At 45.6% G+C, this 12,129-nt stretch carries 12 protein-coding genes; 10 read left to right on the forward strand and 2 right to left on the reverse strand.

The window, feature by feature from the left end:
- The first annotated feature begins 49 nt into the window (after positions 1 to 49).
- The 3 genes from NYE49_RS01620 to znuB are packed head-to-tail and all read left to right on the forward strand — an operon-like array spanning position 50 to position 2,559.
- Positions 50 to 1,009: a metal ABC transporter substrate-binding protein gene (locus tag NYE49_RS01620; protein WP_047182038.1), complete on the forward strand. Its 960-nt coding sequence runs from the start codon at positions 50 to 52 to the stop codon at positions 1,007 to 1,009.
- Positions 1,010 to 1,063: 54 nt separating this feature from the next.
- Complete coding sequence (znuC, locus tag NYE49_RS01625; RefSeq protein WP_014475714.1) at positions 1,064 to 1,759, forward strand: zinc ABC transporter ATP-binding protein ZnuC; 696 nt, start codon at positions 1,064 to 1,066, stop codon at positions 1,757 to 1,759.
- The gene (gene znuB, locus NYE49_RS01630; protein ID WP_047182039.1) at positions 1,717 to 2,559 is read left to right on the forward strand and encodes a zinc ABC transporter permease ZnuB; all 843 of its coding nucleotides are present in this window, start codon (positions 1,717 to 1,719) and stop codon (positions 2,557 to 2,559) included. The genes znuC and znuB overlap by 43 nt, the downstream gene beginning before the upstream one ends.
- Before the next feature lie 37 nt (positions 2,560 to 2,596).
- Here the strand turns inward: znuB and NYE49_RS01635 are convergent, their stop codons facing one another.
- The gene (locus tag NYE49_RS01635) at positions 2,597 to 3,592 is read right to left on the reverse strand and encodes an LLM class flavin-dependent oxidoreductase (protein WP_047182040.1); all 996 of its coding nucleotides are present in this window, start codon (positions 3,590 to 3,592) and stop codon (positions 2,597 to 2,599) included.
- A gap of 283 nt (positions 3,593 to 3,875) precedes the next feature.
- Here NYE49_RS01635 and NYE49_RS01640 point away from each other — a divergent pair, with 283 nt between their 5' ends.
- The 7 genes from NYE49_RS01640 (at position 3,876) to niaP (ending at position 10,644) form a co-directional block, all read left to right on the forward strand.
- Positions 3,876 to 4,475, forward strand: coding sequence for a TerD family protein (locus NYE49_RS01640; RefSeq protein ID WP_015482760.1), 600 nt, complete (start codon positions 3,876 to 3,878; stop codon positions 4,473 to 4,475).
- 21 nt (positions 4,476 to 4,496) lie between these two features.
- Positions 4,497 to 5,078 (forward strand): TerD family protein, encoded by a 582-nt coding sequence (locus NYE49_RS01645; protein WP_003234723.1) that lies wholly within the window; start codon positions 4,497 to 4,499, stop codon positions 5,076 to 5,078.
- 34 nt (positions 5,079 to 5,112) lie between these two features.
- Positions 5,113 to 5,691: a TerD family protein gene (locus tag NYE49_RS01650; RefSeq protein ID WP_047182041.1), complete on the forward strand. Its 579-nt coding sequence runs from the start codon at positions 5,113 to 5,115 to the stop codon at positions 5,689 to 5,691.
- A gap of 51 nt (positions 5,692 to 5,742) precedes the next feature.
- Positions 5,743 to 6,516, forward strand: a complete 774-nt coding sequence (locus NYE49_RS01655; protein WP_003246458.1) for a TerC family protein — start codon at positions 5,743 to 5,745, stop codon at positions 6,514 to 6,516.
- A gap of 83 nt (positions 6,517 to 6,599) precedes the next feature.
- Positions 6,600 to 8,213 carry a YceG family protein gene (locus tag NYE49_RS01660; RefSeq protein ID WP_047182042.1) on the forward strand — a complete coding sequence of 538 codons (1,614 nt, stop codon included), beginning with the start codon at positions 6,600 to 6,602 and terminating at the stop codon, positions 8,211 to 8,213.
- A 15-nt stretch (positions 8,214 to 8,228) separates the two neighbouring features.
- Positions 8,229 to 9,320: a toxic anion resistance protein gene (locus NYE49_RS01665; RefSeq protein WP_015382693.1), complete on the forward strand. Its 1,092-nt coding sequence runs from the start codon at positions 8,229 to 8,231 to the stop codon at positions 9,318 to 9,320.
- Positions 9,321 to 9,441: 121 nt separating this feature from the next.
- Positions 9,442 to 10,644, forward strand: a complete 1,203-nt coding sequence (niaP, locus tag NYE49_RS01670; protein ID WP_047182043.1) for a niacin permease NiaP — start codon at positions 9,442 to 9,444, stop codon at positions 10,642 to 10,644.
- A gap of 287 nt (positions 10,645 to 10,931) precedes the next feature.
- Here the strand turns inward: niaP and NYE49_RS01675 are convergent, their stop codons facing one another.
- Complete coding sequence (locus tag NYE49_RS01675) at positions 10,932 to 12,104, reverse strand: MFS transporter (protein WP_015382694.1); 1,173 nt, start codon at positions 12,102 to 12,104, stop codon at positions 10,932 to 10,934.
- Positions 12,105 to 12,129: the final 25 nt, after the last annotated feature.

Raw genomic sequence — 12,129 nt, forward strand, 5'->3', positions numbered from 1 at the left:
ATCGTTATCATTTTGATTTAAAGTTACTGAAAAAGAGGGGATATACGATATGTTTAAAAAATGGAGCGGTTTGTTTGTGATTGCAGCGTGCTTTTTATTAGTTGCAGCATGCGGCAACTCATCAACAAAAGGGTCGGCGGATTCAAAGGGTGATAAACTGCACGTTGTCACAACGTTCTACCCGATGTATGAATTCACAAAACAAATTGTAAAAGACAAAGGCGATGTGGATCTGTTAATCCCATCTTCCGTTGAACCGCATGATTGGGAACCGACGCCGAAAGACATTGCCAACATTCAGGATGCTGATTTGTTCGTTTATAATAGTGAATACATGGAGACATGGGTTCCATCAACTGAAAAAAGCATGGGCCAAGGCCATGCCGTTTTCGTTAATGCAAGCAAAGGCATTGATTTAATGGAAGGCTCTGAAGAAGAACACGAAGAGCATGATCATGGGGAGCATGAGCACAGTCATGCAATGGACCCTCACGTATGGCTCAGCCCTGTTCTGGCACAGAAGGAAGTTAAAAATATTACGGCGCAAATCGTGAAGCAGGACCCGGATAACAAAGAATACTATGAGAAAAATAGTAAAGAATATATTGCAAAACTGCAGGATCTTGATAAACTATATCGTACAACCGCAAAAAAAGCGGAGAAAAAAGAATTTATCACGCAGCATACAGCTTTTGGCTATCTGGCAAAAGAATACGGCTTGAAGCAGGTTCCGATTGCAGGGCTTTCACCTGACCAAGAACCGACTGCAGCCAGCTTGGCAAAGCTGAAAACATATGCCAAAGAACATAATGTAAAAGTCATTTACTTTGAAGAAATTGCATCCTCAAAGGTCGCAGATACGCTCGCCAGTGAAATCGGCGCGAAGACAGAAGTGCTGAATACACTGGAAGGCTTGAGCAAAGAAGAACAGGATAAAGGTTTAGGGTATATCGACATTATGAAACAAAATCTCGATGCCCTGAAAGATTCACTATTGGTTAAATCATAAGATAGTGTGCGCCGGAGGGTGCACACTATTTCTTTGTGAGAAAGGAAGATTAACATGAATCTCGTCTCATTGAAAGATATCGTTTTCGGCTATTCCCATACGCCTGTTTTAGATAAAGTATCACTTGATATTGAAAGCGGTGAGTTCGTCGGCATCACTGGACCAAACGGCGCCTCTAAATCGACGCTCATAAAGGTAATGCTCGGCATGCTGAAACCGTGGGAAGGCACAGTGACGATCAGTAAAAGGAATACAGAAGGGAAACGCCTGACCATAGGGTACGTCCCGCAGCAAATTTCTTCATTTAATGCCGGCTTTCCGAGCACGGTGCTGGAGCTTGTTCAGTCAGGCCGCTATACAAAAGGGAAATGGTTTAAACGTTTAAATGAAGAAGATCATCTTGAAGTAGAAAAAGCACTGAAAATGGTGGAAATGTGGGAGCTCCGCCATCGTAAAATCGGTGATTTATCAGGCGGACAGAAACAGAAAATCTGTATCGCCAGAATGCTTGCCAGCAACCCGGATCTGCTGATGCTGGACGAACCGACGACAGCTGTTGATTACGACAGCAGAAAAGGATTTTACGAATTTATGCATCACCTAGTGAAAAATCACAACCGCACAGTTGTGATGGTTACTCACGAACAAAACGAAGTACAGCAATTTTTAGATAAAGTGATTCGATTAGAGAGAGGAGAAAAAGGCGGATGGAAATGTTTGACTTGGAATTCATGCGACGAGCTTTTCTAGCAGGCGGCATGATCGCCGTCATGGCTCCGATACTAGGAGTGTATCTCGTTCTCAGAAGACAGGCCTTAATGGCTGACACACTTTCACATATCTCATTGTCAGGTGTTGCCATCGGCTTTTTTCTCAGCACCAATGTAACCGCAGCAAGCATAGTCGTCGTGACCATCGGCGCAATCGGAATTGAATACATGCGGCGGGCGTATCGGACTTATTCAGAAGTGTCCATTGCGATCTTGATGGCAGCTGGTTTGTCCTTCGCGATGTTTTTAATCAGCCTTTCCAAAGGCACAGCCAATATGAGCATCGATCAATACCTATTTGGATCGCTTGTGACAGTAAACCAGCAGCAGGTCTATATTATCAGTATTATCACACTGCTGATCCTGCTTTATTTTATCGTACTGAGAAGGCCGCTCTACCTGCTGACGTTTGATGAAGCAACAGCCAAAACATCAGGAATCAATACAAACGTTCTCTCGTTGTCATTCAGTATTGTCACAGGCCTTGCGATTTCAGTCATTATTCCGATCATCGGGGTCCTTCTTGTCTCGGCCCTGCTCGTATTGCCGGCAGCATTCGCCATCAGAATTGCAAAAGGCTTTAACATGGTTTTCATTACAGCCATACTCATTTCGTTATTCAGTGTATTTACGGGACTGACATCGTCCTATCAGCTCGGGACGCCGCCAGGTCCGTCTATTACCCTGCTATTGATCGTTTTGCTATTAATCGGATTTGCAGTTCAGGGAGTTTGGACGTTTATCAAAAAAGAAGCTCAGCGCAAAAAAAGGCGCCGATAACATGAAAAGCAGTTTTCCCCAGGGAAAACTGCTTTTTTTATAGAAACAATCCGGCAAGGCGCTCATACGATTCTTTTTTCGCCTCAAAATCAAACACATTGCACAGAACCATGATTTCATTTGTTTCATAGCGGCCTGTGAGGTCTAACAGCTGTTGTTTGACAGTGGTTGGAGAACCGATCACCATCCGCTTTCTGTTTTCTTCTATGAGTTTTTTATCGGACGCTGTATAGAGATGGGCTTTCGCTTCCTCGATGCTTGGCACGCGGCTGTCCAAGCCTTTTCCGACGCGAAGAAGCCACAAATCCTGGCTTAATGCGAGTTCTTCTGCCTCTTCATCTGTTTTTGCGCAAATGACAAAAATCGTAAACAGTGCGGACGGATTCGAAAAATGGGCTGAGGGCCGAAAGCTTTCCCGGTAGATGCGGAATGCATTTTCTCCTCGCTCGGGATTAATGAAATGCCCAAATACATATCCAATCCCCTGGTGCGCCGCGCGTCTTGCGCTGTTTTCACCAAGACCGAGCACCCATAGCTCGGGTGCCGTGCCAATAAGGGGCGCCGCTTTGATTCCGGCATACGGATGGTCGGGAGGAAGGGAATCTGTTAGAAAATAAGAGACATCCTGCAGCTGTCTGTTAAATTCGGTTAAGCTTTTTTTCACCCCGTCCGTTAATGCAAGCCTGGTTTTTGTCGTGCCGCCGGGAGAACGACCGACGCCGAGGTCAATCCGGTTTGGATACAGGGCCTCAAGCTGGCGAAAGGTTTCAGCCACTTTAAATGGGCTGTATTGGGGCAGAAGCACGCCGCCTGATCCGACACGAATTGTGTTTGTCTGTGCTGCGATGCGGGCGATCATGATTTCAGGCGCTGTGCTTGCCAGTCCTTTCGTGCTGTGATGCTCGGCAAACCAATAACGCTTATAGCCCCACTCTTCGCTTAATTGGGCAAGCTCAACCGAATGCTGAAGAGTTGTCACAGGGCTTTCTCCTTTAGAAACAGGTGCCTGATCAAGTATGCTTAAATGAATCAAAAGGCCGCTTCCTTTCTGTCTGTTTTTAGATGGTGACACCAGAATAGGCAAAATGACTTGCCCGCGTCAAATGGTTTGTTTAAGAAGCGCACTTTATAGCATTTGCAAATCATATATCAAATATGGAAGTTTTTTTTCGAGGTTTTTCGTCAATTATTCTTAACTTTTACGAAACTTTGATATAATAACAAACGTATATATTAGTAATTTACGGCTTATTTTCCTTGTGAGCGTAAAAATAAATGTGACTATCCTCACATTTCGATGAGTAGGAGTGAATCGTGTGGCAATTTCTTTAGAAAAAGGTCAACGAATTGATTTAACAAAAGGAAAAGCCGGTCTGTCAAAATTGATGGTCGGTCTCGGCTGGGACCCAGTGTCCTCAGGCGGAGGATTCTTCAGCAAACTGCTTGGCGGAGGCGGTCCGAATATCGACTGTGACGCTTCAGTGCTGATGCTGGAAAACGGAAAATTTACCGATAAGAAAAACCTGATTTATTTCGGCAACCTGAAAAGCCGCTGCGGCGGTGTACAGCATACAGGCGACAACCTGACGGGTGACGGTGCGGGCGATGACGAGCAAATTATGATAGATTTAGATAAAGTGCCTGCAAACATCGATAAGCTTGTATTTGTAGTAAACATTTACGATTGTGTCAGAAGAAAACAAGATTTCGGCATGATTCAAAATGCGTTTATCCGCGTAGTTGATCAATCTCATCATGAAGAAATGCTCAAGTACAATTTGAGAGACAATTATGCCGGCAGAACAAGCCTGATTACAGCAGAAATCTACCGCAGCGGCAGTGAGTGGAAGTTTGCGGCGATCGGTGAGGGCACAAACGATACGAGATTAGAAGATATTATCAGCAGATACGTATAAAAGAAAAGGAGTGGATGAAACATGACAATTTCATTGGCAAAAGGACAAAAAGTAGATTTAACAAAAACAAATCCGGGTCTTTCAAAGGTTGTTGTCGGTTTAGGCTGGGATACGAACAAGTATGACGGCGGGCACGACTTTGATCTTGACTCAAGTGTGTTTCTGTTAGACGCTGCAGGCAAATGCGCATCTCCAAACGACTTTATTTTCTACAACCAGCTTGAAGGCGGCAACGGTTCAGTCGTTCATTCAGGCGACAACCTGACTGGTGCTGGCGAAGGCGACGATGAGAATGTAAAAGTAAATCTCAGCGCTGTACCGGCAAACATTGATAAAATCTCATTTGTTATTACCATTCACGATGCAGAAGCGCGCAGCCAAAACTTTGGACAAGTATCAAACGCGTTTGTCCGCATCGTAAATGAAGAAACAAATGAAGAGCTCATCCGTTACGATCTTGCAGAAGATTTCTCTATTGAAACGGCAATCATTGCAGGGGAGCTTTACAGACATAACGGCGAGTGGAAATTCTCCGCAATCGGCTCAGGCTACCAAGGCGGCCTTGCCCGCATTGCAACAGACTACGGTTTGCAAGTCGGTTAAGACAAATACGAAGAGCAGAAAGGAGAGAGGCAGTATGGCCATTCAATTATCAAAAGGACAGCGCATTGATTTAACAAAAACAAATCCGGGACTGACAAAAGCGGTGATCGGCTTAGGCTGGGATACAAACAAGTACTCCGGCGGAGACGATTTTGACCTGGATGCTTCGGCCTTTTTAGTTGATGCGCATGATAACTGCGTAAATGATCTCGATTTCGTCTTCTATAATAACCTTGAACATCCGAGCGGCGGTGTCATCCATACGGGTGACAACCGCACGGGTGAGGGCGACGGAGATGATGAGCAGATTATCGTTGATTTCTCAAAAATCCCTGCTCACATTGAGAAAATCGGCATCACAGTGACCATTCACGACGCTGAAGCACGCAGCCAAAACTTTGGACAAGTTTCCAATGCATTTGTCCGCGTTGTGGATGAAGAAACGCAGAATGAGCTTCTTCGCTTCGATTTGGGAGAAGACTTCTCCATTGAAACAGCTGTTGTCGTTTGTGAGCTTTACAGACACGGCGGCGAGTGGAAATTCAATGCGATCGGCAGCGGATTTTCCGGCGGGCTGGCTGCATTGTGCCGGAATTACGGTTTGCAAGTGTAAGCGAGTGACAAATAGAGAAGTCACCGTTTCAAATTAATAGGAGGAAAAAACTTGGACTTTTTACATCATATTTTGTCTACGTATGCTTCATTTTTCGATTGGAAAATGTGGGGGGAAGTTCTGACTGATCCTGTTTCTTGGGGTTTGATCGGTTCCCTTGTTGTTCTGGAAGGCCTTTTATCGGCCGATAACGCGCTTGTTCTTGCGGTCATGGTTAAACACCTGCCGGAAAAACAGCGGAAAAAAGCGTTAACATATGGTTTGTTTGGAGCTTATATTTTCAGGTTTATTTTCATCGGGCTCGGTATGCTTCTCATTAAATTCTGGTGGATCAAGGTCCTTGGCGCGCTTTACCTGGCTTGGCTCGTCATTAAGCACTTCTGGATAGGCGAAAAAGAAGAGGAAGCGGACGGCATGAAGAAAAACTCTTGGATGGTCCGCACGTTCGGGATCTTCTGGGCGACTGTCATTTCAGTAGAATTAATGGATCTTGCCTTCTCTGTGGACAGCATCCTGGCCGCGTTTGCAGTATCTGAAAAAGTATGGGTGCTTCTGATCGGCGGTATGCTTGGTATTTTAATGATGCGTACAGTGGCAAAAGTGTTCCTTGTGCTGATTGATAAAATTCCTGAGCTGGAAAACACAGCATTCGTCTTAATCGGCATTATCGCGCTGAAAATGGCGGGGAGCGCTTTCCATTACGAAATGCCGCACTCCGTATTCTTCATCATCATTATCGCTGCATTTGCGGTAACATTGATTATTCACTACATCAATAAACAAAAGCAGGTGCGCGAACAAACAGCCGCTTCAAAAGAAGAATAAAACAAAACAAGGAGGGAGGTTCAATGTCCTTCCTTTTTTGTTACCGAAATATCGTTCAATGACAAACCGGAAAGGAGGATATGATGAGACAAGAAGAACTAACCATTCATAAAGCACTTCCGGCTGATGGCGATTGGAAAAGCCTGCTGTTTCAGCCATTGCCGGAGCGGGATCACTATGAAACTGCACAAGGCCTTTCTTTTTCTCGTCTTGCCGGTCAGATATTGGGCACGCCTATTGATGAGACGGACTACTATAACGAGCTGTATGAGCTGTCTGTAAACGACCGCATAACGATTTTGAGTGAAACGCTTGATAAAACAATCGAACCGGAAACATTTCAAAAGCTTCAGCATATTCATTCCATCAATCAGAAAGAAAAAGGGCTGTCAGTCAGCCGCTTTGTTGCCTTTCTGGACGGGGAAAAGCTGATTGCGAAGCACTCAAATCCCCTGATGCACCGCCATTTAAGAAAAGCGCTGATGACGCTTTTACATACCTTTGCGGACAGTCATGAAAAGGGGCTGAATCATCCTGATTTTCGCAGAGTGCTGCTTGATGTCTCGAAGTTTTCCTTAAACCATCTGAACCCTTGGCTTGAAAAAACCGATATAGAGCGGGAGATGCCGAAGGTTGTTTGGTATGGAGATGCGACGAAAAGCCAGCTCTATTTCTTATATTATCTGATGCTAGTCGGCTGTGATGTACTACTGTTCCATCCGGCGGGAACGGATCAGCTGGCGCTTGTCGACCCGAAGCAGGAGCTCGGTTTTACGGAAAAGCTCCCGGATGTTTCGGAGCTTCAGCCGTTTCCGAAAGAAAAACCAGACCGGAAATCAACAGTGGCTTACCGCTCAACAAAGGAAATTGAACATGTGCTGAATCACGAGGAATCCATGCTGTATAAGCCGTGGCAGTTCAGAGATCACACACCGGTGTCCGTTACGCTGAAAACGACCTATGATGAATTGTTTTTAATCACGAAAGAACGCGCCTTTATTCGGCCGAATTTCAAAGCAGATAAACATTCAATTGAGATTCCGAATGTATTCGCCAAAATTATGGGCGTGTCGAAAGACAATAAGGAATATTGGAACAGGCTTCATACTCTAGCGGATTATCAGGAAACAGAAATGGTAAGAAGCTTTCCATTTACAGAAGAAATAAAGTCGAACTATCAATTTCACTACAGCCACGCACTTGATCAAGAAGGGAACATTGATCCGGACAAGCTGATGGCAAGCAATGTGTGGCAGTACAAACAGCTGCCGGCGGGCGTTCAGACTGCCATTGCCAAAACGATTTCGAGAATGTGCAGGCACCCGCGGCTTAAGGCTTTGCATCAGGAACAAGTCAAGGATGTTCAAATCTATTTGTTTAAACAAACAACAAACCTGCCTGCTAATCTGCTGAAATTGATTCAAATGTTCGACTATGCGCAAACCGTTCCGAAACTCGTTTTATATCATACGGAAATGAGCGGCGGACTCACGCGATCGGATGCTGCCGCCCTGCTGTTCCTGAATGAAATCGGAATCGATATCATCACTTATAATCCGCCCGGACACCAAGATATTGAGCAGTTTATTGAAGAGGACCAGTATGATATCCACTGGCTGGACGACATGGTGTTTCAGCAGGACTACAAAGAGCCTTCGCTTGTAAAAAGGCTCTTCAGAACCATTACCCAAAAATAAGGAGAGAAGAAAAGCATGACAACAGAAAATCAAAATCCGCTTGTTCTCGATAAAAATGAAGAGATTTCCCAGCAAAAAGCTGACGATATTCGTCTTCAGCTCCGTCAGGAACCAGAAGTAAAGCGGCTTGCTCAACAAATTGACGTCAAAAACCAAATGGAGCTGCTTGAGTATGGCAAGGAGCCGGCCGTTGAAATATCCAAGTTCTCTGACCGCATCTTGGGGATGATGAAAACAACAAGCGTGACAGACTCCGGCACAATGCTGACTCAGCTTGGGAAAATCATGGACCGCTTCGACAAAAATGATTTTGATGAGCCAAAGGGATTAATGGCGAAAATTTTCAAACGCGGCGGCAGCATGATTGAAAAAATCTTTAAAAAGTATCAGACACTTGGCGGAGAGATTGAAAAAATCCACGTTGAGATTTCAAAATACAAAGATGAGATGACGAAGACGAACTACACGCTCGATGAAATGTATGAAAACAATATCAAATACTATATGGAGCTTGAAAAATACGTCGTTGCCGGGCAGATGAAACTGGAAGAGATGCAGTCGATCCTTCCTTCATATGAGGAAAAAGCGGCAAGCGGGAACCAGCTGGCGCAAATGCAGCTCGATACGTTGCGCAACGGCATTCAGGCGCTTGAGGAACGGGTGTATGATCTGGACATGGCACGGATGGTGGCGCTTCAAACCGCACCTCAAATCCGTCTCCTGCAGCGAGGAAATGCAAAGCTGATCGGGAAAATCAACTCCGCGTTTATCATTACCATTCCGATTTTCAAAAACGGCATTATTCAGGCTGTTACGGTAAAGCGGCAAAAGCTTGTGGCTGATTCCATGAGCGAGCTTGACCGCCGGACAAACGAGATGCTGAAACGAAATGCTGAAAACATCTCGAGCCAAAGTGTTGAAATTGCCAGAATGGCCGGCAGACCGAGCATAGATATTGAAACGATCGAATCGTCTTGGAACACCATTGTCAGCGGCATGCAGGAAACAAAACAAATCGAGGAAGAAAACAAACGCCTCCGCGAAGACGGCGCGAAACGAATTGCACAGCTTCAGGATAATATTAAAAAAGCAGCATTGCAGCAATAATAAAAACCCCGCTTGTGGAACATAAGCGGGGTTTTTCATTTACATCATTTAGTTAATGACAATGTGTAAAGACAGGTGTAAACTTAAACGGTAATCATTTTGCATATCAGAGGTGTTGGCAATGGGAAAACAACAGCCTATATCCCAGCGTAAACTGCTGGGCGTCGCCGGTTTGGGGTGGCTGTTTGATGCAATGGATGTCGGAATATTATCGTTTATTATCGCCGCGCTCCATGTAGAGTGGAATCTGTCGCCCGAGGAAATGAAATGGATCGGAAGCGTCAATTCCATCGGCATGGCTGCGGGTGCGTTTTTGTTTGGTTTGCTTGCTGATCGAATCGGCCGCAAAAAAGTGTTCATCATCACCCTTTTATGCTTTTCCATCGGAAGCGGCATCTCCGCTTTTGTGACGAGCTTATCGGCATTTCTAATCCTTCGTTTCGTGATTGGTATGGGACTTGGCGGCGAGCTTCCAGTCGCTTCAACACTCGTTTCGGAAGCGGTTGTGCCTGAAAAGCGGGGCAGAGTGATTGTGCTTTTGGAAAGCTTTTGGGCCGTGGGCTGGCTCGCAGCGGCCTTGATTTCTTACTTTGTGATACCAAGTTTCGGCTGGCAGGCTGCCCTTCTGTTAACTGCGCTGACTGCTTTTTATGCGCTGTACCTGCGGACGAGTCTGCCTGATTCGCCGAAATATGAATCGCTTTCTGCCAAAAAGAGGTCGGTGTGGGAGAATATAAAAAGCGTCTGGGCAAGACAGTATATACGGCCGACCGTAATGCTGTCGATCGTTTGGTTCTGTGTGGTGTTTTCTTATTACGGCATGTTCTTATGGCTGCCGAGTGTCATGCTGCTGAAAGGCTTCAGCATGATTCAAAGCTTTGAATATGTCCTGCTGATGACGCTTGCTCAGCTACCGGGCTATTTCTCTGCCGCCTGGCTGATTGAAAAAGCAGGCCGGAAGTGGATACTCGTCATTTACTTGATTGGTACAGCAGGAAGCGCCTATTTCTTCGGAACGGCGGATTCCTTAAGTCTTCTGCTTACGGCTGGAATGCTGTTATCGTTTTTCAATCTCGGTGCGTGGGGCGTGCTGTATGCTTATACCCCGGAGCAATACCCGACTGCGATTCGAGCAACAGGTTCAGGAACGACAGCAGCGTTTGGAAGAATCGGCGGCATCTTCGGGCCTTTGCTCGTCGGAACCCTGGCAGCCCGTCATATTTCGTTTTCGGTCATCTTTTCAATCTTTTGCATTGCAATCTTACTCGCGGTTGCTTGTATTTTGATTATGGGGAAAGAAACGAAACAAACTGAGCTAGAATAGGAAAAGCACCTCTTAAAAGAGGTGCTTTCAGCGTGTCGACAAACCCTCGCATTCGTTGTCAGGACTGCGCTTCGGCGCTCAATGCGAAGTGGATCAACGGCTAAATTCTCAGGCGTCCTGCCTAAACGCCGTCGTCATCACATCCTGTGAATGTCCGCTCCTATGCTCGTCCTTCCTAGACTTCAAGGGTTTTCAATCACGCTGAAAAGATGACAAAATCCTAAAATGAAAACCATTTTAGGATTTTGTCAACAATCTGAGGCACCTCTTGAATGAGGTGCTTTTTTTTACAATTGCGCCCGGGCTGCGGATTGGCGTTTCCCGGTTTTACTGATTGTTTGGTAGAGCGTCATAGAAAGTATGAACAGAATGGCAGTAAATCCTGTGACAGCTCCGAAATGCTGTGTGCTTTGATATAAAAAACCTGCAATACTTGTACCGACAGTGGTTCCGGCATACATAGCGGCATTGGAAAGGGAAGCGATGGTTCCTCGCGCATTTGGTGCAATGGATTGAAAGACACTCATCATTAACGGAAAGATGATGCCAGCTGTAAAGAACGTGAGAAAAAAGCCGGCTTCTACAAAAAACAAGTTTGGAAAGAACGGAAGAGCGAAATAGAGAGCGCCCATTAGCAGCATCCCGCTGATCAGTGTTTTAAACATGCCCAGCTTTTCTGAAACCCGGCTGCCGATAAGGCTCCCGAGCATATTTCCCAGTCCGAGTACAAGCATAGCTGCGCCAATTTGTGACACGGTTAAATGATAATCTGCGGAAAGCCAAGTACCCAGAAAGCTGAACGAAGCGAAGTTTCCGGTTTGAAACAGAAAATAGGCAAGCAGAATAACCGATGTTTTCGGCAATGAAAAAAGCTCCCGATAGGGGTTTACAATTGATGGGCGTATCAATTGTTCAGAAGGTCGGATATCAGGCATGACCGCCGCCAGGATCAATAGAAGAATAAGCGAGCACGCTGACAAAACGAAAAATGGCGTATGCCATGTAAAGGAAGCGAGAAACCCTCCAATAGGAAGTCCGAGCATTTGTGAAGCGGCCAAACCTGCTGTCGCAATCCCCATGCCTTTTATGATCTGAGAAGGGTGGACAATGACTGGGATGGACGCCCAAATTTGAGGCGTCACAAACGCAGCGCTAACGCCTGCGGCAAAACGGAACAGGCACATGGCGGCAAAAGAGGGAGCGATGCCGCATAAAAACGTGGATACGATAAAGCCTGCAAGTCCCCACAGCATGACTGTTTTCCTGTTCAGCCGGTCTGAGATTGGGCCTGCAATGAAAGCGAAGAGCGCATAACCGAGTGCATAAGCACTGACCATCCAGCCTGACAAATCAGTAGAAACATGAAACTGATCCTGTAAAAGGGGGAGAAGCGGCGAAAGCAAAAAGGTATCCGTGCCAATGACAAACATGACACTGAAGAAAAGCCAAATGCGATTCAAATTTTATCACTCCTATTGTTTTATA

The sequence above is a fragment of the Bacillus sp. FSL L8-0358 genome (genome assembly GCF_038593095.1).
GTDB classification, from domain to species: Bacteria; Bacillota; Bacilli; order Bacillales; family Bacillaceae; genus Bacillus; species Bacillus subtilis.

What these genes read in the sequence shown, in the direction of transcription:
- NYE49_RS01645 (WP_003234723.1), top strand. Translation starts at nt 4,497, where the DNA reads ATGACAATTTCATTGGCAAAAGGACAAAAAGTAGATTTAACAAAAACA.
- znuB (WP_047182039.1), top strand. Translation starts at nt 1,717, where the DNA reads ATGGAAATGTTTGACTTGGAATTCATGCGACGAGCTTTTCTAGCAGGC.
- NYE49_RS01620 (WP_047182038.1), top strand. Translation starts at nt 50, where the DNA reads ATGTTTAAAAAATGGAGCGGTTTGTTTGTGATTGCAGCGTGCTTTTTA.
- NYE49_RS01665 (WP_015382693.1), top strand. Translation starts at nt 8,229, where the DNA reads ATGACAACAGAAAATCAAAATCCGCTTGTTCTCGATAAAAATGAAGAG.
- NYE49_RS01650 (WP_047182041.1), top strand. Translation starts at nt 5,113, where the DNA reads ATGGCCATTCAATTATCAAAAGGACAGCGCATTGATTTAACAAAAACA.
- NYE49_RS01660 (WP_047182042.1), top strand. Translation starts at nt 6,600, where the DNA reads ATGAGACAAGAAGAACTAACCATTCATAAAGCACTTCCGGCTGATGGC.
- znuC (WP_014475714.1), top strand. Translation starts at nt 1,064, where the DNA reads ATGAATCTCGTCTCATTGAAAGATATCGTTTTCGGCTATTCCCATACG.
- niaP (WP_047182043.1), top strand. Translation starts at nt 9,442, where the DNA reads ATGGGAAAACAACAGCCTATATCCCAGCGTAAACTGCTGGGCGTCGCC.